The sequence below is a fragment of the Bradyrhizobium cenepequi genome (assembly GCF_020329485.1).
GTDB lineage: Bacteria > Pseudomonadota > Alphaproteobacteria > Rhizobiales > Xanthobacteraceae > Bradyrhizobium > Bradyrhizobium cenepequi.
This window is the reverse complement of the sequence record NZ_JAGKJI010000016.1, coordinates 68,039-93,196: the sequence shown is the minus strand read 5'-3', so window position 1 is coordinate 93,196 and position 25,158 is coordinate 68,039. Positions and strand designations below refer to the sequence as shown.

The 25,158-nt window shown below is 62.3% G+C and carries 29 protein-coding genes; 18 read left to right on the top strand and 11 right to left on the bottom strand.

All coding sequences use genetic code 11. The features are described from left to right. Positions 1-31 precede the first annotated feature (31 nt). A complete protein-coding gene (locus J6497_RS18635) occupies positions 32-1,204 on the bottom strand; it encodes an acetyl-CoA C-acetyltransferase (RefSeq protein WP_225705741.1) in 1,173 nt (390 codons plus the stop codon). A gap of 149 nt (positions 1,205-1,353) precedes the next feature. Between J6497_RS18635 and J6497_RS18630 the strand changes: the two genes are divergently transcribed. The 8 genes from J6497_RS18630 to J6497_RS18595 all read left to right on the top strand — a co-directional run bounded on the left by J6497_RS18630 (position 1,354) and on the right by J6497_RS18595 (position 10,482). Next, on the top strand, positions 1,354-2,028 hold the full coding sequence (locus J6497_RS18630; protein ID WP_225705740.1) for a TetR family transcriptional regulator: 675 nt from the start codon (positions 1,354-1,356) through the stop codon (positions 2,026-2,028). Positions 2,029-2,089: 61 nt separating this feature from the next. Continuing rightward, positions 2,090-2,848, top strand: a complete 759-nt coding sequence (locus J6497_RS18625) for an SDR family NAD(P)-dependent oxidoreductase (protein WP_225705739.1) — start codon at positions 2,090-2,092, stop codon at positions 2,846-2,848. Between the two features lie 190 nt (positions 2,849-3,038). Then, positions 3,039-3,845 carry an enoyl-CoA hydratase/isomerase family protein gene (locus J6497_RS18620; protein ID WP_225705738.1) on the top strand — a complete coding sequence of 269 codons (807 nt, stop codon included), beginning with the start codon at positions 3,039-3,041 and terminating at the stop codon, positions 3,843-3,845. Between the two features lie 44 nt (positions 3,846-3,889). Beyond that, positions 3,890-5,764, top strand: a complete 1,875-nt coding sequence (locus J6497_RS18615; RefSeq protein WP_225705737.1) for an AMP-binding protein — start codon at positions 3,890-3,892, stop codon at positions 5,762-5,764. Between the two features lie 115 nt (positions 5,765-5,879). After that, positions 5,880-7,007, top strand: coding sequence for an acyl-CoA dehydrogenase family protein (locus J6497_RS18610; RefSeq protein WP_225705736.1), 1,128 nt, complete (start codon positions 5,880-5,882; stop codon positions 7,005-7,007). A 124-nt stretch (positions 7,008-7,131) separates the two neighbouring features. Beyond that, a complete protein-coding gene (locus tag J6497_RS18605; RefSeq protein ID WP_225705735.1) occupies positions 7,132-8,379 on the top strand; it encodes an acyl-CoA dehydrogenase in 1,248 nt (415 codons plus the stop codon). Between the two features lie 142 nt (positions 8,380-8,521). Beyond that, positions 8,522-9,766, top strand: coding sequence for an acyl-CoA dehydrogenase (locus J6497_RS18600; protein WP_225705734.1), 1,245 nt, complete (start codon positions 8,522-8,524; stop codon positions 9,764-9,766). Between the two features lie 2 nt (positions 9,767-9,768). Continuing rightward, positions 9,769-10,482, top strand: coding sequence for a nitroreductase (locus J6497_RS18595; RefSeq protein ID WP_225705733.1), 714 nt, complete (start codon positions 9,769-9,771; stop codon positions 10,480-10,482). 189 nt (positions 10,483-10,671) lie between these two features. Here the strand turns inward: J6497_RS18595 and J6497_RS18590 are convergent, their stop codons facing one another. Further along, positions 10,672-11,451, bottom strand: coding sequence for an enoyl-CoA hydratase/isomerase family protein (locus J6497_RS18590; protein WP_225705732.1), 780 nt, complete (start codon positions 11,449-11,451; stop codon positions 10,672-10,674). A gap of 363 nt (positions 11,452-11,814) precedes the next feature. On the opposite strand from J6497_RS18590, the gene J6497_RS18585 reads away from it, so the two are divergent. Together J6497_RS18585 and J6497_RS18580 are read left to right on the top strand one after the other, a co-directional pair. Further along, positions 11,815-12,477, top strand: coding sequence for a Crp/Fnr family transcriptional regulator (locus tag J6497_RS18585; RefSeq protein WP_225705731.1), 663 nt, complete (start codon positions 11,815-11,817; stop codon positions 12,475-12,477). Next, positions 12,474-13,373, top strand: a complete 900-nt coding sequence (locus J6497_RS18580) for a DUF6537 domain-containing protein (RefSeq protein ID WP_225705730.1) — start codon at positions 12,474-12,476, stop codon at positions 13,371-13,373. Before J6497_RS18585 ends, J6497_RS18580 begins: the two co-directional genes overlap by 4 nt. 9 nt (positions 13,374-13,382) lie before the next feature. Here J6497_RS18580 and J6497_RS18575 read toward each other — a convergent pair whose 3' ends face one another. The 3 genes from J6497_RS18575 to J6497_RS18565 all read right to left on the bottom strand — a co-directional run bounded on the left by J6497_RS18575 (position 13,383) and on the right by J6497_RS18565 (position 14,129). Beyond that, complete coding sequence (locus tag J6497_RS18575; protein WP_225705729.1) at positions 13,383-13,622, bottom strand: hypothetical protein; 240 nt, start codon at positions 13,620-13,622, stop codon at positions 13,383-13,385. A 64-nt stretch (positions 13,623-13,686) separates the two neighbouring features. Beyond that, the gene (locus tag J6497_RS18570; protein ID WP_225705728.1) at positions 13,687-13,902 is read right to left on the bottom strand and encodes a hypothetical protein; all 216 of its coding nucleotides are present in this window, start codon (positions 13,900-13,902) and stop codon (positions 13,687-13,689) included. Further along, complete coding sequence (locus J6497_RS18565; protein WP_225705727.1) at positions 13,899-14,129, bottom strand: hypothetical protein; 231 nt, start codon at positions 14,127-14,129, stop codon at positions 13,899-13,901. The genes J6497_RS18570 and J6497_RS18565 overlap by 4 nt, the downstream gene beginning before the upstream one ends. A 228-nt stretch (positions 14,130-14,357) precedes the next feature. On the opposite strand from J6497_RS18565, the gene J6497_RS18560 reads away from it, so the two are divergent. Further along, on the top strand, positions 14,358-14,564 hold the full coding sequence (locus J6497_RS18560) for a hypothetical protein (protein WP_225705726.1): 207 nt from the start codon (positions 14,358-14,360) through the stop codon (positions 14,562-14,564). 61 nt (positions 14,565-14,625) lie between these two features. Here the strand turns inward: J6497_RS18560 and J6497_RS18555 are convergent, their stop codons facing one another. Further along, complete coding sequence (locus J6497_RS18555) at positions 14,626-14,805, bottom strand: hypothetical protein (RefSeq protein ID WP_225705725.1); 180 nt, start codon at positions 14,803-14,805, stop codon at positions 14,626-14,628. A 215-nt stretch (positions 14,806-15,020) separates the two neighbouring features. Between J6497_RS18555 and J6497_RS18550 the strand changes: the two genes are divergently transcribed. The 3 genes from J6497_RS18550 (at position 15,021) to J6497_RS18540 (ending at position 17,374) form a co-directional block, all read left to right on the top strand. Further along, positions 15,021-15,758 (top strand): Crp/Fnr family transcriptional regulator, encoded by a 738-nt coding sequence (locus J6497_RS18550; RefSeq protein ID WP_225705724.1) that lies wholly within the window; start codon positions 15,021-15,023, stop codon positions 15,756-15,758. Between the two features lie 705 nt (positions 15,759-16,463). Beyond that, entirely contained in the window at positions 16,464-16,811 is a 348-nt protein-coding gene (locus J6497_RS18545; RefSeq protein ID WP_225705787.1) for a DUF3307 domain-containing protein, read from the top strand. Between the two features lie 164 nt (positions 16,812-16,975). After that, the gene (locus tag J6497_RS18540; protein ID WP_225705723.1) at positions 16,976-17,374 is read left to right on the top strand and encodes a hypothetical protein; all 399 of its coding nucleotides are present in this window, start codon (positions 16,976-16,978) and stop codon (positions 17,372-17,374) included. 171 nt (positions 17,375-17,545) lie between these two features. On the opposite strand, the gene J6497_RS18535 is transcribed toward J6497_RS18540, so the two are convergent. Beyond that, complete coding sequence (locus J6497_RS18535) at positions 17,546-17,854, bottom strand: YkgJ family cysteine cluster protein (RefSeq protein WP_225705722.1); 309 nt, start codon at positions 17,852-17,854, stop codon at positions 17,546-17,548. After that, entirely contained in the window at positions 17,854-18,552 is a 699-nt protein-coding gene (locus J6497_RS18530; RefSeq protein ID WP_225705721.1) for a helix-turn-helix transcriptional regulator, read from the bottom strand. Before J6497_RS18530 ends, J6497_RS18535 begins: the two co-directional genes overlap by 1 nt. A gap of 439 nt (positions 18,553-18,991) precedes the next feature. On the opposite strand from J6497_RS18530, the gene J6497_RS18525 reads away from it, so the two are divergent. Then, positions 18,992-19,720: a glutathione S-transferase family protein gene (locus tag J6497_RS18525; RefSeq protein WP_225705720.1), complete on the top strand. Its 729-nt coding sequence runs from the start codon at positions 18,992-18,994 to the stop codon at positions 19,718-19,720. Here the strand turns inward: J6497_RS18525 and J6497_RS18520 are convergent. Continuing rightward, on the bottom strand, positions 19,717-20,352 hold the full coding sequence (locus J6497_RS18520) for a pyridoxamine 5'-phosphate oxidase family protein (protein WP_225705719.1): 636 nt from the start codon (positions 20,350-20,352) through the stop codon (positions 19,717-19,719). The genes J6497_RS18525 and J6497_RS18520 overlap by 4 nt on opposite strands. Positions 20,353-20,471: 119 nt before the next feature. On the opposite strand from J6497_RS18520, the gene J6497_RS18515 reads away from it, so the two are divergent. After that, positions 20,472-21,365 carry a LysR family transcriptional regulator gene (locus J6497_RS18515; RefSeq protein ID WP_225705718.1) on the top strand — a complete coding sequence of 298 codons (894 nt, stop codon included), beginning with the start codon at positions 20,472-20,474 and terminating at the stop codon, positions 21,363-21,365. A gap of 7 nt (positions 21,366-21,372) precedes the next feature. Here J6497_RS18515 and J6497_RS18510 read toward each other — a convergent pair whose 3' ends face one another. After that, on the bottom strand, positions 21,373-21,825 hold the full coding sequence (locus J6497_RS18510) for a PaaI family thioesterase (protein ID WP_225705717.1): 453 nt from the start codon (positions 21,823-21,825) through the stop codon (positions 21,373-21,375). 248 nt (positions 21,826-22,073) lie between these two features. After that, on the bottom strand, positions 22,074-23,243 hold the full coding sequence (pobA, locus tag J6497_RS18505; protein WP_225705716.1) for a 4-hydroxybenzoate 3-monooxygenase: 1,170 nt from the start codon (positions 23,241-23,243) through the stop codon (positions 22,074-22,076). Between the two features lie 138 nt (positions 23,244-23,381). On the opposite strand from pobA, the gene J6497_RS18500 reads away from it, so the two are divergent. Continuing rightward, on the top strand, positions 23,382-24,398 hold the full coding sequence (locus J6497_RS18500; protein ID WP_225705715.1) for a TRAP transporter substrate-binding protein: 1,017 nt from the start codon (positions 23,382-23,384) through the stop codon (positions 24,396-24,398). Positions 24,399-24,643: 245 nt separating this feature from the next. Next, on the top strand, positions 24,644-25,153 hold the full coding sequence (locus J6497_RS18495; protein ID WP_225705714.1) for a TRAP transporter small permease: 510 nt from the start codon (positions 24,644-24,646) through the stop codon (positions 25,151-25,153). Positions 25,154-25,158: the final 5 nt, after the last annotated feature.

Here is a 25,158-nt window from a genome sequence, read left to right as displayed (position 1 = left end):
CACCTTTCGTGCGAGACGAAACCGAAGCGGCTTACAGCCGTTCCACGATCGTCACATTCGCCATCCCGCCGCCCTCACACATGGTCTGCAGGCCGTAACGCTTGTTGCGCTGCTTGAGTGCGTTGATAAGCGTGGTCATCAACTTGGTGCCGGAGCCGCCGAGCGGATGGCCGAGCGCAATAGCACCGCCATTGACGTTGAGCCTGGCCGGATCGGCGCCGGTGGTCTTCAGCCACGCAGTTGGCACCGAGGCGAAGGCCTCGTTGACCTCGAACAGGTCGATGTCGTCGATCTTCATGCCGGCCTTCTTCAGCGCGCGTTCGGTGGCCGGCAGCGGCGCCTCCAGCATGATCACGGGATCATGGCCCAGCATGCTCATGTGATAGATGCGCGCCAGCGGCTTGACCCCGAGCCGCTTCAGCCCCTTCTCGTTGACAACGAGCACGCCGGAGGCGCCGTCGCAGATCTGGCTCGAGCTTGCGGCCGTCAGCTTGCCGTTCTCGGCGATCAGCTTGACGCCCTTGATGCCCTCGCGGCTGACGTCGAAGCGGATGCCTTCGTCGATATGATGGGTATCGGTGGTACCGTCGGCGCGCGTGATCTGCACCGGCACGATCTCGTCCTTGAAGTGGCCGGCCTGCGTGGCCGCAATCGCACGCTGGTGGCTGCCATAGGAAAAGTCATCGAGCTCGTCTTTGGAGAGGCCGTATTTCTCCGCCATCATCTCCGCGCCGGTGAACTGGCTGAACATGATGTTGGGGTAGCGCTTCTCGATGTTCGGGCTCTTGTAGTAGCCGAACCCGTTCTTCTGCGGCAGCGACGAGGCAAGGCCCATGGGCACCCGCGTCATCGATTCCACGCCGGCGGCGATCACGATGTCCATCGAGCCGGACATCACGGCCTGCGCCGCGAAGTGCAGCGCCTGCTGCGAGGAGCCGCATTGCCGGTCGATCGAGGTGCCGGGCACGCTTTCCGGCAGCTTCGAGGCCATCACCGCGTTGCGCGCGATGTTGTTGGATTGCTCGCCGGCCTGCATCACGCAGCCTATGATCACGTCCTCGACCTCAGCCGGATCGGCGCCGGAGCGCTCGACCAGCGTGTCCAGCACGGTCGCGGCCAGGTCGGCCGGATGCCAGCCGGCAAGACGTCCTCCCTTGCGGCCGCCGGCGGTGCGAGCGGCGGCGACGATATAGGCCTCGGCCATGTCTTATTCTCCCTTAGGTGTTCTGGATGGGCGTTTCGAAGGATGGCGGGATTAAAAGGGTGCCTACGGATTTAGTCAATCAATCAATTAACTCTTGAGGTGAGGCGCAGCATCGGGTTATCTGCCCGGCGGACGTTCTCGGCAGGCAGATGGCAATAGAGTTGAATACCACCGTACCGACGCGATTTCCGGCGGGCAGGAACCCGACGGCGGAGAAGCTGCTGGTTGCCGCGAGCGAGCTGATGATCGAACGCGCTTCGATCGACGTGTCGCTGTCCGACATCGCCCAAAAGTCCGGCGTCAACGCCGCGCTGGTGAAGTATCACTTCGGCAACAAGGACGGTTTGCTGCTGGCGCTGCTCGCGCGCGACGCCGCAACCGAGATGTCGCAGCTCGAATATCTCTTAGGCCAGCCGATCTCCCCGACCGCGAAGCTGCGGCTGCACATTGGCGGCATCATCCGCGCGTATCACCAGTTCCCCTATATGAACCGGCTGATCCATTATCTCCTGCATGAGAGCAGCGCGGAGGCCGCCGACGAAGTCTCGAAATTCTTCGTCGCGCCGCTCCTGGATTTCCATCGCCGCCTGCTCGATGAAGGCGTGCGAGCCGGCGAATTCCGCGAGGTCGATCCGGTGTTGTTCTACACCAGCCTGATCGGCGCCTGCGATCACCTGTTCTTCGGTCGCCAAGCCATGTCGCGCGCGACCGGCGTCGGCCCGGTCACCGATGAGGTCTGCCGCGAATACATCAAGCATATGGAAGCGCTGATCTTCGGCGGCATGCTGAATCCGTCGACCCAGAAAGGTGTTGCGGCCGAGTGACTAGCTGAGTTCTGGAAGTCCCGAGTCTAGAGAAAGAAACGCCCAAGGAAAGGTTGTACCCATGCAGTTGAAAGACGTTGCCGTTCTCATCACCGGCGGTGGCTCCGGACTTGGCGCCGCCACCGCGCGCGCCATGGCCGCGAAGGGCGCCAAGATCGGCGTGCTCGACCAGAACAAGGAAAACGCCGAGAAGATCGCAGCCGAAGTGAAGGGCGTCGCGCTTCATGCCGACGTCACCAGCGAGGAGCAAGTGAAGGCGGCGATCGCCAAGGCGGAGGCCGCGCATGGCATTGCGCGCGTGCTGATGAACTGCGCCGGCATCGGCGGCTCGCAGCGCGTGGTCGGCAAGGATGGCGTCTATCCGCTGGAAAAGTTCACGCGCATCATCAATGTCAACCTGATCGGCACCTTCAACGTGCTGCGCCTGTTCGCGGAGCGACTTGCCACCGCCCAGCCGATCGGCGAAGAGCGTGGCGTCGTCGTTAACACCGCCTCGGTTGCCGCCTATGAAGGCCAGATCGGCCAGATTGCCTATTCCGCCTCGAAGGGCGGCATCGTCGGCTTGACCTTGCCGGCCGCGCGCGATCTCGCAAGCCTGAAGATCCGCGTCAACACGATTGCGCCTGGCATCTTCTTCACGCCGCTGTTGATGGGCTTGAACGAGGAAGCGCGCAAGAGCCTCGGCGCCCAGGTGCCGCATCCGGCCCGTCTCGGTGAGCCCGATGAATACGGTGCGCTCGCCGTGCATATCGTCGAGAACGCCATGCTCAACGGCGAAACCATCCGCCTCGATGGCGCCATTCGCATGGCCCCGCGGTAGGCGCTTCTCTCTTCCCTTCTCCCCTTGCGGGAGAAGGTGGCGCGGATGAAATCCGCGCCGGATGAGGGGTTCTCTCCGGCTGGCAACCCCTCACCGTATCGAATGCACGGCCAATGCCGGTGTAGCCCTCTCCCACAAGGGGAGAGGGCGCAGCAATTGGCATCGCGTTCGGGTGAGGCAGGAGTTAAGCGTGACCCAACCGCTTCTGATCGAACATCACGACGGCGTCGACTGGGTGACGCTCGATCGCCCCGAGAGCCTGAACGCGCTCGATCCTTCGCTGATCGACGCGTTGAATGTCTATTTCCAGGGCCTGCAGCGCAACCGCGATACGCGCGTCGTCGTGCTGAAAGGCGCCGGGCAGAACTTCTGCGCCGGCCTCGATCTCAAACACGCGATGCAGCGCCGCGCCGGGCAGCAGGAGCCGCCTGATGTCACCGAGTCGCTGGACTCGCAGCGTCGCATCGCCGACATCGTCATGCTGATGCGGCGGTGCCCGCAGCCGATCATTGCGCTGATCCAGGGCGCCGCCGCCGGCGGCGGCTTTGCGTTGGCGCTCGCTTCCGATATCCGCATCGCGACCAGATCGGCGCGGATGAATTGCGCCTTCATCAAGCTCGGCCTCGGCGGCTGCGATATCGGCACCAGCTATTTCCTGCCGCGCCTCGTCGGCGTCTCCGTTGCATCTGAGCTGATCCTCACCGGCCGCTTCATTGGTGCGGAGCGCGCGCTCGCGGTCGGTCTCATCTCTGAAGTGGTCGAGGAGGGTGGGCTCGATGCGGCGGCCGAGCCTTACATCGATGCGATGCTGGCGGCATCACCTGTAGGCCTGAGGCTCTCGAAGGAATGGCTCAACATGAGCGTCGATGCTGGCTCCCTGGAAGCGGCGATTGCGATGGAGGACCGCAACCAGGTCCTGTGCAGCCGCTCGGAAGATTTTGCCGAAGGTATCAGGGCCTTTCTCGAAAAACGAAAGCCTGTGTATATCAGGCGCTAGCAACGAAAGGTCCGCAAAGGACAAGAATTTCCGGGAGACGCAACATGGATGGGAATGCGGCCGAGGTGCTGGGCAAGCCGGGATTCCGCAAGATCGAATGGCTGCCGCGCGACATCGCCGTCGATCGGCGAGACGACGGCGCGATCGTCCTGAAGTCGCGCATTTCGCTCAGCCCTTACGAGACGCATATTCCTGCATCACTCGCGAAATGGGCAAGGGAGGCGCCGGAGCGGACCTGGCTTGCCCAGCGCACCGGCCCCGAGCGGCAATGGCGCAACCTATGCTATGCTGAAGCCAAGCGCACGGTGGATGCGCTCACGCAAGGTTTGCTCAATCTGAAGCTCGAGCCCGGCCGTCCGGTCACGATCCTCTCGGGTAACTCGATCGAGCACGCGCTGATGACGCAGGCGGCGATGCAGGCGCGGCTGCCGGCAGCGCCGGTGTCGCCGGCCTATTCGTTGATGAGCCAGGATCACCTCAAGCTTAAATATCTGTTCGACCTGGTCAAGCCGGCCGTAATCATGGTGCAGGACGGGCTGACCTTCGAGAAGGCCCTGCGCGCACTTGATCTGGACGGCGTCACCGTCGTCCACGTCGCGCGCCCCTGCGAGGGCATCAAGAGCGTCAGCTTCGCCGAGCTTACGGCTACTCCAGTCACTGACGATGTCGAAGCTTCGATCGCGCAGATCACGTCGCAAACGGTCGGCAAGCTGCTGTTCACCTCAGGCTCGACCGGCATGCCCAAGGCCGTCATCAACACCCAGGAGATGATGTGCGCCAATGCCGCGATGATGACGCAGGTGCGGCCGCGCGATCCCAATGGGCCGCTCGCGACCTATCTCGACTGGATGCCCTGGAATCACACCATGGGCGGCAATGCGCTGTTCAACCCGGTGCTGATCGACGGCGGCACGCTCTACATCGACGACGGCCGGCCGATGCCCGGCCAGTTCGACGAGACCATCCGTAACCTGCGCGAGATCTCGCCGACCTATTACGCCAACGTCCCCGCTGGCTATGCCGCGCTGGCGGCTGCGATGGAAAAGGACGATGTGCTGTGCCACAGCTTCTTCAGGAATCTCTCCGTGATGGCCTATGGCGGCGCGCGGCTGCCGGATGATCTCTACGATCGCATGCAAGCGCTCGCGGTGCGTACCACCGGCGAACGCATCGTGTTCTACACCGGCTGGGGTTCGACCGAGACCGCTCCGACCTCGACCGGCACCTATTGGGACACCGAGCGTGTCGGCCTGATCGGCCTGCCGTTCCCCGGCGTCGAACTGAAGATGGTGCCGTGCGGCGCAAAATATGAATTGCGCCTGCGCGGCGTCAACGTCACGCCCGGCTATTTCGGCCAGCCCGAGCTCACCAGATCGGTGTTCGACGAGGAAGGTTTTTACTGCATCGGTGATGCCGGCGTGTTCGTCGACCCCGATGATCCCGTGCAAGGCATCATCTTTGCCGGCCGCGTGGTCGAAGATTTCAAGCTCACGACAGGCACCTTCGTGCACGTCGGCTCGCTCCGCACCGATGCGATCGCGGCGGCAACGCCGGTGGTGCACGACGCGCTGGTGGCCGGGCAGGATCGCCCCTTCATCGGCCTGCTCGCCTGGCCCAATCTTCATGCCTGCCGGCAACTCATCGGCGATCCCAACGCAACATTCGAAGACGCGGTGAAGCATCCGGAGGTGATCGCCTGTTTCAGGCGCGGACTGGAGAAGCACAATGCTTCCATCTCCGGCGCCAGCAGCCGGCGCATCTCGCGCGCGATGCTGATGGTCGAGCCGCCCTCGATCGACGGCAACGAGCTCACCGACAAGGGCTACATCAACCAGCGCGCCGGTTTGGAACGTCGTGCGGCGCTGGTGGAAAGACTCTATGCTGATAAGCCGGGGGAGGACGTGATCATCCTGAATTGATCGTAGGATGGGTAGAGCGCAGCGACACCCATCACGTGTGACCGGACAGTCGATGGGTATCGCTTCGCTCCACCCATCCTACAAGGCAAGCCATCATCAACCCGAGTGAAACGCCATGAATTTCGATTTTTCCGACGAACAGAAGCAGATGCGCGACGAGGCGCGGAAATTCCTTAGCGAGCAATGCCCGCCGAAAGCGGTGCGCGCGGTGCTGGACGGCGAGGCCGCCTACGACAAGGATCTGTGGAAGGGCCTCGCAGAGATGGGTTTCCTTGGCGTCGCGATCCCCGAACAGTTCGGCGGCGCGGGCGCGGGCCATCTCGAACTCTGCGTGATCGCGGAAGAGATGGGCCGGGCGTTGGCGCCGGTGCCGTTCTCCTCCACCGTCTATCTCGCGGCGGAAGCCTTAATGCTCGCAGGCAGCGACGCGCAGAAGCGGAAATGGCTGCCGAAGATCGCCGCAGGCGAAGCCATCGGCACGCTGGCACTATTCGAGGGCAAGGGCAATCCATCGCCGAAGGTGATCAAGCTCACCGCCTCGGGTGATTCGCTTAACGGCACCAAGAAGCCGGTGCCGGACGGCGCCATCGCCGATTTCGCGGTGGTTGCCGCGCGCACCGGCTCGACGGGACGCGATGCAGATATCTCGCTGTTCCTGGTCGACCTCAAGGGCGGCGGTGTCGAGGTCAAGGAATTGACCAACATCGATCCGACCCGCGGCCAGGCGGAGATCATTTTCAGCAACGCCAGGGCCGAACCGCTTGGAGCCACCGGCGAAGGCTGGGGAATTATTTCGCAAGTGCTCGACCGCGCCGCAGTGCTCCTGGCGTTCGAGCAGGTCGGCGGCGCCGACCGCGCGCTGGAGATGGGGCGCGATTACGCGCTCGATCGCATCGCCTTTGGTCGGCCGATCGGCTCTTTCCAGGCGGTGAAACACATCCTTGCCGACATGTATGTCTCGGCGACCCTGGCGCGCTCCAATTGCTACTACGGCGCCTGGGCACTCTCGACCAACGCCGCGGAATTGCCGGAAGCGGCTGCGGCTGCGCGGATCAGCGCGACGCAGGCGTTCCAGCACTGCGCCAAGAACAACATCCAGGTCCATGGCGGCATGGGTTTCACCTGGGAGTTCGACTGCCACATGTACTACCGCCGCGCCAATGCCACCGCGCTCGGCCTCGGCAGCCTCTCCTATTGGGAGGATGCGCTGATCGACCGCATGCGCAAGAAGAACGCGGCGTAAATCGTAGTGACCGTAGGATGGGTAGAGCGAAGCGAAACCCATCAAACCGGTGGCGGCAACTGATGGGTTTCGCTGCGCTCTACCCATCCTACGACGCCACGAACCACGGCCGAGGATTTAGAAGATGAACTTCGACGACACCCCGCAGGAAGCCGCGTTCCGCGCCGAGGCGAGAGCCTGGATCGCGGCGAACGCCCCGAAGCAATACGAGGAAGAGCTGCGCAAATCCTCGCTCGGCCGTACTCAGCTCAAGAATGCCAATATTCTAGAGGTCGCAAGAGCCTGGCAGAAGAAAAAGGCGGATGCCGGTTGGGCCTGCCTGCACTGGCCAAAGGAATATGGTGGCCGTGGCGCCTCGCCGATCGAGCGCGTGATCTGGCAACAGGAAGAAGGCCCGTACGGCAGGCTCTCCGCGATGTTCATCATCGGCCATGGCATGTGCGGCCCGACCATGATGGCGTTCGCCCGCGAGGAGCATAAGCGCCACTATCTGCCGCCGCTGGCCTCAGGCGAAAAGATCTGGTGCCAGCTCTTCTCGGAACCCGCCGGTGGTTCCGACGTCGCGGGGCTTCGTACCCGCGCGGAGAAAAAAGGCGACGACTGGATCATCAACGGGCAGAAGATCTGGACGTCGGGCGCGCATTATTCCGACTACGGCATCCTGCTCACCCGGACCGATCCCGCTGTCCCTAAGCACAAGGGACTCACGATGTTCTTCCTGGACATGAAGAGCCCGGGTGTCGAGGTGCGGCCGATCAAGCAGGCCAGCGGGCAGTCCGACTTCAACGAAGTCTATTTCACCGACATCAGAATCCCCGACCATCAGCGGCTTGGCGAAGTCAATGACGGCTGGAACGTCTCGCTGACCACGTTGATGAACGAGCGCATGTCGATCGGTGCGGGTGTTGCGACCGGTTTCCCGGAGCTGTTCGAGTTCTGCAATAATCTGATGCTGGAAGACGGCCCCGCGATCGAAGACCGCAGCGTTCGTTCAAGGCTCGCAAACTACGCGGTGAAGGCGAGCGGGTTGAAATACACCAGCATGCGCGCGATCTCTGCGCTGTCGAAAGGCGAGCGGCCCGGTCCGGAGAATTCCATCGGCAAGCTCGTAGCGGGCTCGATGATCCAGGAGGTCGCGATGTACGCGCTCGACCTGCAGGGCGCCGCCGGCGTCGTGAGCGGGCCGGAAGACGCGGAACTCGCCGGCAAGTTCCAGGCGATGCTGCTCCGTGCGCCCGGCACGCGGGTCGAGGGTGGCACCGACGAGATCATGCGCAATATCATCGCTGAACGGGTATTGGGATTGCCCGGTGACATCAGGGTCGACAAGGACGTGCCGTTCAACCAGATACCGACCAAGGGAAGATCCTAGACCCTCATCCTGAGGAGCCCGCAGAGCGGGCGTCTCGAAGGATGCAGGCCCGGCCGGGGCCTCGTGGTTCGAGACGGCGCTTTGCGCCTCCTCACCATGAGGAGCTAATAGCGAACGAGAACAGAGATCGAGAGGTCCGCCAATGAATTTCGACGACACCCCGCAGGAAGCCGAATTCCGCGCCACCGCCCGCAAATGGATTGACGCCAACGCGCCAAAGGAACTCGAGGCGGAGCTCTCGAAATCCTCGCTTGGCCGCATCCGCCTTACCAATCACGACATCGTCGAGGTCGGCAAGGCCTGGCAGAAGAAGAAGGCCGAGGGCGGTTGGGCCTGCCTGCATTGGTCGAAGGAATATGGCGGCCGCGGTGCGACCCCGATCGAGAAGGTGATCTGGCAGCAAGAGGAAGGCGTCTATGGCAAGCTCACGCAGCCGTTCCAGATCGGCGAGGGCATGTGCGGCCCGACCGTGATGGCCTATGGCAGCGAGGAGCATAAGCGCCGCTATCTGCCGAAGCTTGCTTCGGGTGAAGAGATCTGGTGCCAGCTCTTTTCCGAGCCTGCGGGCGGCTCCGACGTCGCGGGGCTGCGCACGCGCGCGGAAAAGCAGGGCGACAACTGGATCATCAACGGCCAGAAGATCTGGACGTCTGGTGCGCATTATTCCGATTACGGGCTCTTGATCACGCGCACCGATCCGAGCGTGCCAAAGCACAAGGGACTCACCATGTTCTTCCTGGACATGAAGAGCAAAGGCGTCGAAGTGCGCCCGATCAAGCAGGCCAACGGCATGCAGGAGTTCAACGAGGTCTATTTCACCGACGTGGTGATCCCGGACAGCCAACGGCTTGGCGCGGTCGGCGATGGCTGGAACGTCTCGCTGACCACCTTGATGAACGAGCGCATGTCGATCGGCGCGCGGCTCGCGACCGGCTTTCCCGAAATGTTCGAGTTCTGCTCGAGTTTGATGATGGACGACGGCCTTGCGATCGATGATCCCGCCGTGCGTTCGAGGCTCGCGAGTTGGGCTGTGAAGGCAAGCGGGCTGAAATACACCAGCTATCGCGCAATCTCTTCGCTCTCCAAGGGCGAGCGTCCTGGGCCGGAGAACTCGATCGGCAAGCTCGTCGCCGGCACCATGCTGCAGGACATCGCGACTTATGCGATGGACCTGGAAGGCGCCGCCGGCGCGCTCACGGGCGCTTCGGAGGAAGAGGCGAACGGCCAGTTCCAGCAGATGCTGCTGACCTCGCCGTCGATGCGTATCGCCGGCGGCACGGATGAAATTTTGCGCAACATCATCGCCGAACGCGTGCTTGGCCTGCCCGGCGACATCCGGGTCGACAAGGACGTGCCGTTCAACAAGATCCCAACCAAAGGACGTTGATCATGGATGCGAAAACGCCGAGCCCGCACTACACGACGGAAGACCGCATCGGCGTGCTCGAAGAGCTCCTGAACGAGCGCTACTCCGTGCGCGCCTTCCTGCCGCGCGAAGTGCCGCGGGAGATCATCAAGCAAGTGCTTAACGTCGCGCAGCGCACCGCGTCGTGGTGCAACAGCCAGCCCTGGCAGGTCCTGATCGCAAGCGGCGAGGCCAAGGAACGGTTCCGCAAATTGATCTATGCCGAGGCGGCTTCCGGCGCCGGGGACGACCATGACTTCGCGCCGCCACGCGAATATGTCGGGGTCTATCTCGCGCGCCGCCGCGAGAGCGGCTTCCAGCTCTACAACACGCTCGGCATCATCAGAGGCGACAAGGCCGCGTACGCAAGACAGGCGCTGGAGAACTACAATTTCTTCGGCGCGCCGCATGTCGCGATCATCCATACCAACGAGCCGCTCGGTATCTACGGTGCGATCGATTGCGGCGCCTATGTCTCTAACTTCCTGCTGGCCGCCCAGGCACTCGGGCTCGGCACCATCCCGCAGGCGGCGCTGGCGCGGCATTCCGGCCTGATCCGCCGCCACTTCGATCTGCCCGACGACCGCCGCGTCGTCTGCGGCATCTCGTTTGGCTACGCCGACCACGGCCACAAGGTGAACAGCTATCGGACATCAAGGGCGACCGTCGCGGATACCGTGACGTTTGTGGACGAGTAGTCTCTTCAGGTGACTCTCACCCTCCCCTGCAAGGGGAGGGTCGACGCGAATGAAATGAGCGGCGGGGAGGGGTCAGGTCTCTCCGCGTGTGACACTGCCCGTGTTGAGAGAGCTGACCCCTCCCCGTTTCGCATTCCGCTTCGCTGCATGCGAACCGACCCTCCCCTTGCAGGGGAGGGTGAGCATCCTCTAAAACCTTGGCGGCCGCTTTTCGGCCCGTGCCCTGATCCCCTCCTGGATCTCGGGGCCGCGCAGGCTTTCGCGGTGTCGGTGGTCGGCAGCTTCCGAGTCCAGCGCGCCGCGGGCGAATTCGTTGATGGCGCGCTTCATGCCGGCCATCGCGCGAGGCGCATTGGCGGCGAGAATATTGGCAAGCCGGTCGACCTCCTCGTCCAGCGCTTCCTCCGGCACCATCGCGGTGAGATAGCCGATCCGCAGCATTTCCACCGCGCCGATCTTCTGCCCGGTCAGGAACAGCATCTTGGCGTTGTCGAAGCCGAGCCGCGTCACGTAGCGCCTGATCCCGCTCGGGTAATAATGCAGGCCAAGCTTTGCCGCCGGCATGAACATCTCCGCGGTGTCGACGCCGATGCGGAAGTCGCAGGCGAGCGCCAGATCGGTCGAACCGCCATAGACGCCGCCATTGAGCCGGCAGATCGTGGGCACGCCGAGATCTTCGAGTCGGTTCGCCACGCCTTCGAACGCGGAACCCGTGCTCGGCTCGTCGCCCGTGGCGCGCGCCGATACCGAATTGAGATCATAGCCGGCGGAGAAAGCGCGGCCGGTGCCGGTCAGGACCAGCACGCGGACGGCCGGATCGGCCTCGACGCGGTGGAACAGTCCCACCAGCTCGACCAGATCTTCCGCCTGCAGCCGGTTCATGTGCTTCGGACGGTTGAGGCGGATGGTGGCGCGAGGGCCCGAAATCTCGAGCAGCGGCGGGGTTGCGGTCTCTGCCGCGTCAGACATGGTTTGCTCCATTGTTGGTTCTCCAGCTCACGCCGCCTGGCCTCGGTCTCGGCGTCGATCGTCTCGGCGAGCTCGGGCCTGTTGGCTGCTTCGCGGACGTGGTAATCCACGCCCGCTGCCGGAAGGTGCCTTTCCCTGCCAACCCCGTCAACGACGGCTGGCAAATGGCTGCATTCCGTCTCGGTCTTACCCGTTTGGGCATGCCGGACGTCCTCGCCAGCGCCTAATTTGCCTGACAAAGTGGTGAGATTGGCGAACAAAAGCGCGACGTTTCCCGTATATCAGGGAGAGGCTGCCGTGCGGGGCGGCTTCGGATTATGAAATCGCGACGACATTCACTGCTTAGAAATTGGTTGGTTTCCTATGGATACCTCACATCTTGCTCAACACGCAGGGACTGCCGGCACCTTGTTCGCGTCGATCTTCGTGATCGCCACCACCACGATGCGGACGATGATCCCTTTGCGGGTTTTCGGCATCCTCGCGAATATCGTCCTGATCATCACGGCGATCCCGATCCATAACTATCTGGTCATCCTGCTGCAGGTGATCATGCTGCTGGTCAATTCCTATCGCCTGCACCAGATGCTGCAGCTCGTCCGCGACGTGAGGAAATCCGTCAACAGCGATCTGTCGATGGAATGGCTGAAGCCATTCATGACCGAGCGCAAGTGCAATGCCGGCGAAGTCCTGTTCTACAAGGACGAGAAGGCCGACAGCATGTTCTACATCGTCAGCGGCCGCTTCCGCCTGGTCGAGTCCGGCATCGAACTGCCGGTCGGTGCCATTGTCGGCGAACTCGGCATGCTGTCGCCCTCGAACGTGCGCACGCAAACGCTGGAATGCGTCGAGGGTGGCGTCATCCTTGCGGTGAGCTACGATCAGGTCGAGCAGCTTTATGTGCAGAACCCGGCCTTCGGCTTCTACTTCCTCAGGCTTGCCAGCGTGCGGCTGTTCCAGAATATCGATACGCTGGAGCAGCGGCTGGCCCAGCACGTTGCGGCGGTAGAGCCGAAGCCGGCATGACGAGCGAGAGTGCAACCGTGGCGGACGACGACGGCATCCTGTCCTCGTTGCGTTATCTGTTCGCCGATTTCCTCGGCGATGAGGACGCCACGCGACCAGTACTCCCCGAGGGATTGCCGGAGAGCGTCGCGGCGGTCGCAAGCGACGCGATTGACCTCTTGATTGACTATCAGAGCACAGGCTATGCCCAGCTCTATGTCGACCGCTTGCGGCGCTTTGTCGGCAGGCGCGACGTCGATGAGGCGATGCTCGCCGATATCGCGCGGCTGATGGCGCATCGCATGGCCTATGAGGACCCGATCCGGATCGCGCAATTGAAACTGTGCGAGCTCGACGACAGGGGCGCGCAGCCCGGATCCGTGGACATCAGGCGATTTCGATTCGACGAGTTGGTCGGTTCGCTGCCGGCCGCGGTCGCCGAACCGGTACTTGATATGTTGGAGTGGCTGGGCTGGTCACGAAGGACGGTCAAGGTCCGCTTCTCCACCAGGAACCGCTTCAGCATCCGCCGCCTGAAGCTTGAGGCGGCCCTCAAGCGCTGGCGGTTGTTCTCGGTTCGCTACGCCAAGGAGCGGGTGTGGGTGGAGCGTTGGCTGCACATGATCAACCGCAGCCTGGCCAAGCAGCCGGCCGGGGCCCTCGCGGTCATCCAGACGGCGACGATGATCGAAGGTTATGGCGCGAGCTACCGCCAGGGCCTGGCCGACTGGCACATGATCATCGACGATCTCGCCAAGCCGACCTTCGATGGCGTGCTTGCCTTGCCGGATCTCGCGGGGGCCATCGCGGAGGCCCGTGCGGCGGCCATGCCCGATCCGCGGCAGGCAGCGCTGAAGCGCAAGATCGCGGAGATCCGCGCCCGCCTCCCGGCCGGCGCAAACGCAGCGGCCGGCTGATTTCATGCTCTATCGCAGGCCGTCCTCGCGCGATTTCAGTTTCGGCGGCTCGTCATAGCCGCGCCGGCTCGAATAGAACAGCAGCGCCATCAAGCCGACGCCGATGACAACGGAAAACACGCTGCCGATCGCCATGGCTGCGTAGCCTTGGCCCGGCATCGCCGCACCCGGCAATGTCAATCCCTGATAGGCAAAGACGCCAACGGCCGCCAGAATCGCGAGCAAGACAAGGGTAATCGCCACTCGCATGGTTGCTGCCTTTCCTGTTTGGATAACAAGAACCGGCAGGCGTCCTGCGTTCCTGCGAACGCTGCTATTTCGCGGCGGGAGCCAGTTCGCTGAGGGCACACTCTCCCGCGGCAATCAGTTCCCCCAGCGTGGTCTTGCCACTCCCGGCGCATCGGATGATTTGCCTTGCGATTCTTTTGCGAACCGAATGGCGCCCGCCGTGCTGCGTTTGCTCGCAGATCTGATCCAAAGCGGCGTTCATCTTTGCCAAGGTTTTCGAATCAAACTTGCCCTCGATCATTTTGCCCCTCCCTGATCTCTCCTCTCATTGCTCGCATCGACATGGCGGACGGTAAGCATGGCGCTGACATCGAGTACATTCTCGGTCTGCCTGGCTTTCTTCAGCAACGCATCGCGCTCGCGGCCGAGCGGCAATCGGCGCGCGGCGGCGCGTGCGTCGCGGGCGAATTTCTGCAAACGGACCTCGAATGGCTCGGTCGGCCGCGATCTGTTTCGCTTCTTCTTCATGCCGCCTCCGATCTGGAAGCGAAGCTAATCTGCCGCCTCGACAGCGTCCTTAACCTATGAAAGCCGATCAAACCAAAGGTGCAAATCTTCGGCGACTGGAACGTTTGCAGCCGCCGGACGTAAGCCCGTTGCTTCCGCTATCCGTCCCCGGAGGATGGCGGCGGCACTCCGATGGCAGGCCCCGGCGAGAGAGGTTGCCGGGCCGTCGAAGCATCAGGAAAGCAGCCGATGACACGTTCCAGCCAGGGCATCGTCAGGGACAAGAAGGGCGAGGAGCAGCCTGCCGACAAGGGCCGCGCTCAGACCGTGCACAAGACGGATCCGAAGCGTTCGGTTTCGAAGGAAGCGACCCGCGATCCCAAGCTCACCGACGATAGCAAGACGCCGGGTTCGGGCATGGGGCCCGACGACAGCGGCGACGCGCCGACGGGGTAGGAAGGGACGCGCGTGCTTGCGGCGCTGCGCGTCGCGGCGACCCGACGTCAATGCGTCCATGTTACTTGGAGCCATTGTCCAGTCTGGCGACGATGCGCACCCCCTGCCAGATCTCGATCGTGCCGCCGCTGAAGTGCTGGCGTGCCTTGGCGACCGCCTCTTCGTCCGTCTCGCTTTCCAACTCCATCCGCTCGCGAATGTGGCCATCGATTCCCAATAGATAGGCCCGGTATTCCTGCATCACATTTCCCCGACTGCACCGCTGCGCATCGTCACAGACCTGGTTCCGCCCGCGCATTAACATGTGGTGAGTGTGCTTGAAGAAACTTGCTTTTCGGGCGTCAACGAGCGCAACCTGATAGAGTATGATATACAAGTAGCCACCTGAGAGTGAATAACATAGGTTATTGAAATTGGGCCTATCCGTACTCGACTTATTGGCGGGAGACCGTTCCTTTGAGTCCACTCGTTCGTAGGCTTGAGCAGTTTGTGCGACTGTCCTCGTCGGATCGCGCGTTCCTCACCCGCGCGGCAGGGGAACGGCTGCGCAAGTTCGGTCCCCGGGTCGATGTCGTGCGCGAAGGCGAGAGACCAAGGGACGTGCAATTGGTCCTTGCCGGCTGGGCATGCCGCTACAAGCAGTTGGAGGATGGGCGGCGCCAGGTGGTATCCTTCTTCCTGCCCGGCGATATCTGCGACCTCAACGTCTTTATCCTGCGCGAGATGGACCATTCGATCGGCTCGATCACGGACGTCACCATCGCCGACCTCTCGCGCGAATTCTTCGAGGAGATCAGCGCCAGATATCCGCGCATCGTTACGGCGCTCTGGTGGGAAAGCCTGGTCGATGCCGCGATCCAGCGCGAATGGACGCTGAACCTCGGCCAGCGCACGGCGCTGGAGCGCATGGCACATCTGTTGTGCGAGTTGTTCTTCCGCCTACGTCTCGCGGGTCTCACCAGCGGCGACAGTTGCGAGTTCCCTTTGACGCAGGCCGATCTTGCCGACGCCAGCGGGCTATCCAAGGTGCATGTCAACCGCACCCTGCAGGAATTGCGCTCGGCGAACCTGATCGTGTTGAGAGGCAAGACGCTTGTCGTGCCGGATCTTCGGCGCCTGATGGATGCCGGCCTGTTCAACGCCAACTATCTGCATATGGAGCGCGAAGGCCGTCAGCTCGATGCTATCGAGTGATGCCGGCTGGTCGGTGATCGCGCGCTGCCATCTGCTCGCTTGCTGTCGCTGGAAGCGAGCGATCGCTTCGGTTGTTTCCTGCACTTGCGATCACTGGTTACAAGCCGGCCCGCCCTTATGGACGCCAGATGGGTCGGAAACGGTGAGCATCCGATGCTTCGCCTGCGGTTGCGCTTGGTATCACGTACGCCTGGAGGTCGCTGGGCGGGAATGGTCGCTCAGCGCCGGTCGCTGCACCGCGACGTAGGCGCGTTTCGGGTCATCTCGCAAGGTCTTCTTGGGCAGCCCATTTCGTCCGCCTTGTTTGGAGGGGATATCTATTTGTCTTTCCAGCTTTTTTCCATGGGCGATGGCGTCGCGTTCAAGACATCGGGATCGTACTGGGCGAGCGCTCCTGCGCGCGACTTGGGCCCGAGGACAAATCGCCATCGGCCATCGCGTTAACCTTTATCGCCTGCGCGGCGATGCCGCAGCACTATCGCCATAGGGCCACACCATATGAATTTTGGAGGGCCGAGAGGTGCATTCGGGCGCGGGAGATGCCATAAATGGCCGCAGGTTTTGAATATTGCGGGTTTAAGAAGTTGCGCTGACACCCAGGTCCGGTTCTTCTCCATCATTTTCCATCAGTCGCAGCGAAGGGCGTCAGCTTTGTCGTTTCCATCCATGTCGTCGTCGGTCCCGGTTGCAGCGCTGGTCGGATGGATGCTGCTGCTAACCGCCAAGCACATCGTGGCGGATTTCCTTCTGCAGAATTCCTGGATGGCAATCGGCAAGGATCAGAAGATCGGCTGGGCACTGCCCTTATTCACGCATTGTCTCGTGCATCTCGCGACCTCGCTGCTCCTGATCCTGGTGATCGCGCCGAGATTCTGGTTCGTCGCCTTTATCGATTTCTTCGTCCACCTTGCGGTGGATCGTGCCAAGGGAATCACCACCTCGACCTTCGGCGTCACCACCGAACATCCCTGGTTCTGGTCACTGATTGGCATCGATCAGGCGCTACATCACCTGACCAGTTTCGGCCTTGCGATCTTCATGGCCGCGAACTGAGTCGCGTCGGCGGATCTCTGCAGACATTCGTGTTGCCTTGGCGTCGTCAGGCGCGGCGTTCCGATTCGCTCAAGAATGGCAATCATCGCGGACGGCTGGTGGCGCCCGTGGTTAACCCTTCGTTAGAGAATTGCACGGCATCTTCCGGACGAGGGAGAACTGCAATGTTTTCAAGCCGCAACGCCTTCGAGAACGACGTTTGCCCGGTCCGCGACGAGCTGCTCGGACAAATGTACCGGGCCAACCCCGCCGGCCTTCAGGCCCTGGTTGAGAGCGTCTCGTCCGATGTCCGGGCCATGCTGGCGCTGTTCTGCTATCACCGCCATCATCTGCATTCGCTGGCGCTGGCGATCGCCGCGAGCTGCAGCGAACGCGACCTCGTCTATTTCGGCGGCCACGTCGGCAGCAGCCTTTATAAACTGTCCCGCCAACCGGCCCGCTCTGCAACGCCCTCGCATGGCGGCCGCAAGCCGATCACACTGTCGACCAAGCCGCTCGCGACCTTTGTGCCGATCGTCGACGAGATCGACGAGGAAGAGGTTGCGGAGACCGTGACTGCCTGAGCCCATACGTACGGGCCACGAACTCTCCCTCATCCCGAGGAGCCGCAAAGCGGCGTCTCAAGGGATGGGCCACGGGCCTCATGGTTCTCCCGGCGATGCGAAGCATCGTCCGGAGACGGCGCTTCGCGCCTCCTCACTATGAAGGACTCCCGCTACATCCGGGCTATGATCCTACGATTCAACTGCCAACGCCGGCAATCCGTGCCGGCGTCGTGCCATCGTGCATTCGGCGTCGCCGGGCATGCAGGTGCGGCAGACCTCGGGCCGCACCGCATAGATCGCGCAGCTCGTGGCCACGCCGATGTCGCCTGACAGCGCCGAGCAGCGGTCGCCGTCGCAGCGCATGCCGGATTGCCTTGCATTGACGTATCGCTGCGGGATCAGGTCGAGCTCCGCGTCATCCTCGATGGTGAAGCGCGGCCAGTTCTCCGAATAGAAGCAGCACGCACCGCAGGCTTGGCAGGGATTTTCGATTGCCATCAGATGTCCTTCGGCGCTTCCCAGACCAGGCTGCGGCGCCAGCGCGCCCGCAGCAGGTCGCGCCGTTCAGGATATTTCTCGTCATGATAGGTCGCGTCGATCACGCGGTCGGTGCGGAAACTGCGGAAATCCTTCCGTAGCTCGCACCATGCCGCCAGGATCCGCACCGCTTCGTGATAGCCGACCGCGATCGGCCAGATCGTGCGTTCGGTGTCCCGGCCACGTTCATCGCGATAGTTGAGCGTGATCTTCTTGCCGTCGTGGATCTGCGCGCGTGTCCGCACCATGTCGATGCGGTCGGGCTCCCGGTTCCACGCCGAGCGGGCGCGGCTTGCGGGTTCAAGCACGAATGGCCGCAAGCGTTCCGGCACGGTATCGGCGATCTTCGCCATCAGATCCTGCGCGGCGCGCGCCAGCGCCGGATCGGCGTGGCCCGTCACCCAGCTCGCGCCGAGCACGCAGGCCTCGATCTCGTCGGGGGTGAGCATCAGGGGCGGCAGGTCGAATCCCTTTTCCAGGATGTAGCCCATGCCGGCTTCGCCGCGAATCGGCACGCGCTGCTCGATCAGGGTCGCGATGTCGCGATAGATCGTGCGCTTGGATGTCTCGAGTTCGGCGGCGATCGCATCCGCGGTCAGCGGTTTGCGGGTGCGCCGAAGCACCTGGATGATCTGAAACAGCCGGTCGGCGCGTCTCATGGTCGGTCTCTTTAGCTGGTCGGTTCCGGGCCGTCGATTTTCCCAAGATCGGCCTCGCCGCTGCTGACAGAATGTTGGCAGCAGGGGGTGGCTATAACTGGACAACACCTCAACTGAAGGGAATTTGTCCATGCTGAATCCTCTTGGTAGGGGCGGCCTCGATAGCCGTCTTGGAAGGTTTAGGCGAGCCCAAATCTTTACGTTGGAACAGCTCGTCACGATCCACACCGTCTCCTCCGATCTCCGATGGGCGCTCATCGAACTGGCCTTGCGTTCGATCGTGGCCCTGCTCGCGGCCGGCGGGAGGCAGCTGGTTTTTCGCAGCCGTCGTCTCGTGAAACGGGCCCGTTTGGCCACCCATTTTACCCCTGCTGACACCATGGTGGCAGCAGGGGGCCGCTAGGTTTGGGCATCGTTCTTGGAAATTGGGAGGCTCCAGATGATCATTCTCCATGGCTTCGGTCCGGGGTTCGGCTTGCCGGAAATCAGCCCCTTCGTGACCAAGACCGAGGTTCAATTGAAAATGGCGGGGCTTGCCTATTGCAAGGAAAAGGCGATGCCGCCGAGTTCGCCGAAGGGGCAATTGCCCTATATCCGGGACGAGGCGGAGACGATCGCCGATTCGACCTTCATCCGCGCGCATATCGAAGGCAAATACGGCTTCGACTTCGATGCGCCCTTGAGCCTGCAGGCGCGCGCGCAGGCCTGGGCGTTCGAACGGATGATCGAGCACCACGTCTATTGGGCCATGGTCGGCGCGCGCTGGGTCGATGAAACCAATTTTGCCAAGGGGCCGGCGCATTTCTTCGACGGCGCGCCGGAGCATCTGCGCGAGAAATTGCGCGAGGACGCACAATTCCGCGTCGCCGAGAACTATCTGCTCTCGGGCCTCGGCCGCCATGCACCCGATGAGGACGTCGACCTCGCCATCCGCTCGCTGTTTGCGCTTTCCGTTCAGCTCGGGGACAAACCGTATCTGATGGGCGATGCGCCGTGCGGCACTGATGCCACCGCATTCGGGGCGCTTGCGGGAATCCTCACCCCCTTTTTCGACTCCCCGCTACGCGCGCAGACCGAGAAGTTCAGGAATCTCACCGACTATGTTGATCGGATGATGAGACAGTATTATCCGGAGTTCGCTTGGTCGCCGCTGCGCGAGGCTGCTTAACTAAGGTGAGTTGCAGGCTGGAGCTGGCCCTTCAGTGCCGCCACCTCTGCCTCGAGCTCGGCGATGCGTACGTCACGTGCGGCCAATGCCTCCGCCACATCGGCGGCATCGAACTTCTGCGGAATGTGCTGCGGGCAGTTGGTGTCCCAGGCCGATATCTTGAACAGGATCACCTGCTCGGGCCGGGCCCTGTAATCCCCGGGCATCAGCGATTGCGTCAGCGCCGGGTCATCGTCGACCACGCGCGCTTCCCCCCACAGCTTGACGCGTCTGCGATGCGCGTAATCCATCACGAAGATATACGCCTTCGGATTCTCCGACAGGTTGCCTTGCGTGATGTACTGCCGGTTGCCCCTGAAGTCGGCGAACGCGATGGTGCTGGCGTCCAGGACCTTGATGAATCCCTTCGGTCCGCCGCGGTGCTGGATATAGGGCTGGCCGTCGGCTGAGGCGGTCGCGAAATAGAAACTGTTGGTGTTGGCGAGGAAGGCCGCGAGATTGAGGTCGATCTCGGTGCGCCAGCCGCGTTGTTCGACCTGGGCATAGGCCTCGCGCGACCCTTTGCGCGCCTGGATCGCCTTCACCGCCGGCGTGAAGGCGACGTCGCTTGGATAAATGTCGGTATCGGACATTTGAGCCTCCCTGGCACGGAGCGCCAAAGCGTTCTTCCACGGCTCAAAGTGGGATGGACTCCCGAGTTAAACAATTAAGGCGATTGACACTTCACTGTTGCGGACTATGCAATAATGCCATGGACCGCATTGATGCCATGCAGACCTTCGTTGCCGTGGCCGATCTGCAGGGCTTTGCCCCTGCGGCGCGAAAGCTCGGGCTGTCGCCATCGGCGGTAACCCGACTGATCGCGGCGCTGGAGGAGCGGCTTGGCGCCCGGTTATTGCAGCGAACCACGCGATCCGTGACCCTGACCGATGCCGGCTCCCGCTATCTGGAGCGTGCGCGGCGCATTCTTGCCGATCTCGAAGAAGCCGAGGAGGCCGTTGAAGGCGAACGCACGCGGCCGGCCGGACGATTGGTGATCTCGGCGCCGGTCGGCTTCGGCCGCCTGCATGTCAGCCCCATGGTGACGGCCTATCTGAAGCGCTATCCCGATGTCGGCGCCGACCTCAGGCTCTCCGACCGCATGATCAACCTCGTGGAGGAGGGCGTCGATCTTGCCGTCAGGATCGGACATCTGCCGGATTCGACGCTTGTTGCACGTCACGTCGGCGAGATGCGGCGCATCGTGGTGGCGTCGAAGGGGTATCTGAGCGCCCGCGGCGAGCCGGGCCGGCCCGCGGATATACCAGCGCATGACACCATTCAGTTCGGCGCCATGACGGCGGCGCCGGACTGGCGCTTCCTCGAGGAAGGGCAGGAGGTTCGCGTTTCGCCGAGCCCGCGCTTTTCATCCAACAGCGCCGATGCCGCGATTCAATATGCCGAAGCCGGAGGCGGTCTGACGCGGGTACTCGCCTATCAGGCGGCTGCTTCGCTGAAGGCAGGGCGGCTCAGAATCGTGCTGGCGAAATTCGAGCAGCCGCCGCTGCCGATCCACATCGTCTATCCGACCTCGCGCCTGCTCTCGGCCAAGGTACGCACCTTCATCGATCTGGTGACCGAGACCGCGGATTGGAAGTTTGCCTGAGGTCGTGCTACGCGCGCTCTGGAGCGCCATCTCTCTTCGGCATCACGCGAAACGTTCCGTTGGCGCGAGCGATGATGACGTCGTCGACCTTCACTAGGCTCTGCGCGAAACAGATGGTGCTGCCGGTCTTGATCACATCGGTCTCGACCGCGAGCCACTGCCCGATCTCGGCGGTGCCGATGAAATCGACCGCAAGCGAGACTGTCACCAGCGAGGATGTCCAGCCCATCACTTGGGCGCAGCTATAGCCCATCGCGTTGTCGGCAAGCGCCGCGATCAATCCACCATGGATCAGACCGCGCGAGTTGGTGTGCGGCTTTGCGAGCCTGAGCCCCATGATCACGGCCCTTTCAGTGCGTTTCGAATAAAGCGGTTCCCAGGGATCGGTAAGCGGGCTCTTGCGGAAGTGAGGCTCAAAGCTTTCAGGAACGTCGGCGATGACGGAAGTATCGGTGCTCATGGTCGGCTCGTATGTCTGGTGCTCTCGACGCCATTGAACGCGATGTCGATGACAGTTTCACCGCATACAAAGTTTTAAACGGCGTCTGCGCGGATGTTTGAAACGGATCACCGCATTTCGTCATTGCTTCGCTGCGCTCGCAATGACGGTGTCGCCCGTAGGATGGGTAGAGCGAAGCGAAACCCATCAAATCGCACTCAATGTCTCGAGGGTGGTGGGTTTCGCTTCGCTCTACCCACCCTACGATTCTACAACGGCAGGCCGACGTAATTCTCCGACAGCGACGTCGACGCCGCCTTGGAGCTGACGAGATACTCCAGCTCGGCGAGCTGGATCCGTGCACCGAATTCGCCCTGGTCGGGGAATTTGTGCAGCATTGAGGTCATCCACCAGGAGAAGCGCACCGCCTTCCAGACCCGCGCCAGCGCCTTTGCGGAATAATTGTTGATGCAGGCGGAGGATTTCTCGTCGTAATATTCGCGCAGCGCCTGTGAGAGGTAGTGGACGTCGCTGGCGGCGAGGTTCAATCCCTTGGCGCCGGTCGGCGGCACGATATGCGCGGCGTCGCCGGCCAGGAACATCCTGCCGAAGCGCATCGGCTCGGCGACGAAGCTGCGCAGCGGCGCGATGCTCTTTTCGATCGAAGGCCCGGTGACGAGTTCGTCCGCCGCCTTCTGGTCGAGCCGCCGCTTCAACTCGTCCCAGAACCGCTCATCGGACCATTGGTCGATATGATCGTCGAGCGGACACTGCACGTAATAGCGGCTGCGGTGCATCGACCGCATCGTGCACAGCGCGAAGCCGCGCTCGTGGTTGTTGTAGATCAGCTCATGCGAAACTGGCGGCGTATCCGAGAGGATGCCGAGCCAGCCGAACGGATAGATCCGCTCATAGGTTTTGATTGCGGAAGCCGGTACGCTGGCGCGGCTGACGCCGTGGAAACCGTCGCAGCCCGCAATGAAGTCGCAGGCGATCTCGCCCGCTTTGCCGTCCTTTACATAGCTGACGCGCGGATGGTCGGTGTCGAAATCATGCGGCTGGACGTCGGCGGCCTGGTAGATGGTGGTGAGCCCGGCCTTCTGCCGCGCGTTCATCAAATCGAGCGTCACTTCGGTCTGGCCGTAGATCATGACCGTCTTGCCGGTCGCAGCATGCATGTCGATGCGATGGCGAGCGCCGCCGAAGGCGAGTTCCAGCCCGTGATGGATCAGGCCTTCGCGATGGGCACGCATCCCGGCGCCGACTTCGTCGAGTAGCCTGACCGTGCCCTCCTCCAGGAGGCCGGCGCGGATGCGCCCAAGCACATAGTCGGCCGTCTGCCGCTCCAGGATGACATTGTCGACCCCATAGGCGTGAAGTAGTTGCCCAAGCAACAATCCTGCCGGACCTGCGCCTATGATTGCTACCTTTGACCGCAATATTTGCTCCTCCCGATGTTGTAGACTTCAGCTTATACCGGCTGGCTGGCCGCTGTCGTCAGCTTGCAATGGTAATTATATCATATAACAATAATCGCAAAGGGCCACCAAAGGCCTGCAAAGAGGGAGAGGATGCCGATGAGGAAGACGGTTCTGGCGCTGCTGCTGGCCGCCAGCGTGACCCCTGCGTTCGGGCAGGAGAAGACTTTCGATCTGAAGATCTCGCATTGGGTGCCGGCATCCCATCCGCTGCAGAAATCGCTGGAGGACTGGGCTGCGGCGGTGGAAAAGGATTCCGGCGGCACCATCAAGGGCAAGGTGTTCCCGGCGCAGCAGCTCGGCAAGGCCTTTGACCATTACGACATGGCGCGCGATGGCATCGCCGATGTCACCTATGTGAATCCGGGCTATCAGCCCGGCCGCTTCCCGATCGTCGGCGCCGGCGAATTGCCGTTCCTGATCTCGGACGCCAAGGGCGGCTCGATGGGATTGGACGCCTGGTACCGGAAATATGCCGAGAAGGAGATGAAGGACGTCAAGTATTGCCTCGCCTTCGTCCATTCGCCGTCGTCGTTCCATTCGCGCACCAAGAAGATCGTCCTACCCGAGGACGTCAAGGGCCTGAAGATCCGCCCGGCGCACGCCACCATGGCCAATTTCGTTACCTCGCTCGGCGGCACCAATGTGCAGTCCTCCGCGCCTGAAGTGCGCGACATCATCGAGCGCGGCGTCGCCGACGGCGTCACCTTTCCCTGGGGATCGCTGGTGCTGTTTGGCATCGACAAGGTGACGAAATACGACATGGAGGCGCCGCTCTATGTCACGACCTTCGTCTTCGTGATCAACAAGGACAAGTACAACGCGATGTCCGATCGCCAGAAGGCGGCGATCGACAAAAACTGCTCGACCGAGATGGCAGGTATCGTCGGCGAGCACTGGGGCAAGTTCGAGGACGCCGGCATCGACAAGGTGAGAGCCGAGTCCGGCCACGAGGTCTACAAGCTGACGCCGGAGCAGACCGCGCTGTGGAAGAAAGCGGCCGAGCCGCTGGTCAAGACCTGGGCCGACAGCGTCAAGAAGAACGGCGTCAACGCCGATGCTGCCATGGCGGACCTGAAGGCTTCGCTGACGAAATACAACGCGCTGGCACGGTAATGCCGTCAATCTTTCAGAGCCGGGTGATTCTTGTTGAATCGGTCTATCCGCGATCTCTGTTCACCTCTCCCCATCGGGGAGAGGTCGATTTGCGCATGCAAATCGGGTGAGGGGGCTCAGGTCCCTCGAGAGGCCGCACCCCCCACCCGCGCCTTCGGCGCGACCTCTCTCTATGGGAGAGGTGAAGTAGCGTCGACGCTGCGGCAGTTTAGCCTGACCTCGTCAAGCGATAGGACTTTCTTCATATGAAACGCGCTTACATGGACCGTTTCATCGACACGATCGAATGGATCGCGGCCGGATTCGTCGGCATCGTCGCCGCCAATATCTTCCTTGCAGTGCTGTTGCGGAACACGCTTAACTATTCCATTCCCGATTCTTTCGATATCGGGCGGATGCTGCTCGGCATCCTCATTTTCTGGGGTATCGCTGCGACGTCCTATCGCGGCACCCACATCACCGTCGACCTGGTCTGGGCCAATGTCGGGCCGAGATACCAGCGCCTCATCGATGTCTTCGCGACGCTGGTGCTGCTGTTCGTCGTCACCGTGCAGACCTGGACCCTGTTCGACAAGGTGCGCGGTACCTATAACGACAATGTCCAGACGTTCGATCTGCACATGCCGACCTGGCCGTTCTTCGCGATCGCCTGGATCGGCGATGTCTCTGCGGTCCTCTTGATCGCGATCCGCACTTACAGATTGATCTTCCACCCGGAAGAAATGCACGATCCCAAGATCAAGGCGACGGAGTAAACGCC

Bases quoted from the DNA above. Each gene is read 5' to 3' on its own strand.
- J6497_RS18635 (WP_225705741.1), bottom strand. From the start codon at position 1,204: ATGGCCGAGGCCTATATCGTCGCCGCCGCTCGCACCGCCGGCGGCCGC.
- J6497_RS18630 (WP_225705740.1), top strand. From the start codon at position 1,354: ATGGCAATAGAGTTGAATACCACCGTACCGACGCGATTTCCGGCGGGC.
- J6497_RS18625 (WP_225705739.1), top strand. From the start codon at position 2,090: ATGCAGTTGAAAGACGTTGCCGTTCTCATCACCGGCGGTGGCTCCGGA.
- J6497_RS18615 (WP_225705737.1), top strand. From the start codon at position 3,890: ATGGATGGGAATGCGGCCGAGGTGCTGGGCAAGCCGGGATTCCGCAAG.
- J6497_RS18610 (WP_225705736.1), top strand. From the start codon at position 5,880: ATGAATTTCGATTTTTCCGACGAACAGAAGCAGATGCGCGACGAGGCG.
- J6497_RS18605 (WP_225705735.1), top strand. From the start codon at position 7,132: ATGAACTTCGACGACACCCCGCAGGAAGCCGCGTTCCGCGCCGAGGCG.
- J6497_RS18600 (WP_225705734.1), top strand. From the start codon at position 8,522: ATGAATTTCGACGACACCCCGCAGGAAGCCGAATTCCGCGCCACCGCC.
- J6497_RS18595 (WP_225705733.1), top strand. From the start codon at position 9,769: ATGGATGCGAAAACGCCGAGCCCGCACTACACGACGGAAGACCGCATC.
- J6497_RS18590 (WP_225705732.1), bottom strand. From the start codon at position 11,451: ATGTCTGACGCGGCAGAGACCGCAACCCCGCCGCTGCTCGAGATTTCG.
- J6497_RS18585 (WP_225705731.1), top strand. From the start codon at position 11,815: ATGGATACCTCACATCTTGCTCAACACGCAGGGACTGCCGGCACCTTG.
- J6497_RS18580 (WP_225705730.1), top strand. From the start codon at position 12,474: ATGACGAGCGAGAGTGCAACCGTGGCGGACGACGACGGCATCCTGTCC.
- J6497_RS18575 (WP_225705729.1), bottom strand. From the start codon at position 13,622: ATGCGAGTGGCGATTACCCTTGTCTTGCTCGCGATTCTGGCGGCCGTT.
- J6497_RS18570 (WP_225705728.1), bottom strand. From the start codon at position 13,902: ATGATCGAGGGCAAGTTTGATTCGAAAACCTTGGCAAAGATGAACGCC.
- J6497_RS18565 (WP_225705727.1), bottom strand. From the start codon at position 14,129: ATGAAGAAGAAGCGAAACAGATCGCGGCCGACCGAGCCATTCGAGGTC.
- J6497_RS18560 (WP_225705726.1), top strand. From the start codon at position 14,358: ATGACACGTTCCAGCCAGGGCATCGTCAGGGACAAGAAGGGCGAGGAG.
- J6497_RS18555 (WP_225705725.1), bottom strand. From the start codon at position 14,805: ATGCAGGAATACCGGGCCTATCTATTGGGAATCGATGGCCACATTCGC.
- J6497_RS18545 (WP_225705787.1), top strand. From the start codon at position 16,464: ATGCTGCTGCTAACCGCCAAGCACATCGTGGCGGATTTCCTTCTGCAG.
- J6497_RS18540 (WP_225705723.1), top strand. From the start codon at position 16,976: ATGTTTTCAAGCCGCAACGCCTTCGAGAACGACGTTTGCCCGGTCCGC.
- J6497_RS18535 (WP_225705722.1), bottom strand. From the start codon at position 17,854: ATGGCAATCGAAAATCCCTGCCAAGCCTGCGGTGCGTGCTGCTTCTAT.
- J6497_RS18530 (WP_225705721.1), bottom strand. From the start codon at position 18,552: ATGAGACGCGCCGACCGGCTGTTTCAGATCATCCAGGTGCTTCGGCGC.
- J6497_RS18525 (WP_225705720.1), top strand. From the start codon at position 18,992: ATGATCATTCTCCATGGCTTCGGTCCGGGGTTCGGCTTGCCGGAAATC.
- J6497_RS18520 (WP_225705719.1), bottom strand. From the start codon at position 20,352: ATGTCCGATACCGACATTTATCCAAGCGACGTCGCCTTCACGCCGGCG.
- J6497_RS18515 (WP_225705718.1), top strand. From the start codon at position 20,472: ATGGACCGCATTGATGCCATGCAGACCTTCGTTGCCGTGGCCGATCTG.
- J6497_RS18510 (WP_225705717.1), bottom strand. From the start codon at position 21,825: ATGAGCACCGATACTTCCGTCATCGCCGACGTTCCTGAAAGCTTTGAG.
- J6497_RS18500 (WP_225705715.1), top strand. From the start codon at position 23,382: ATGAGGAAGACGGTTCTGGCGCTGCTGCTGGCCGCCAGCGTGACCCCT.
- J6497_RS18495 (WP_225705714.1), top strand. From the start codon at position 24,644: ATGAAACGCGCTTACATGGACCGTTTCATCGACACGATCGAATGGATC.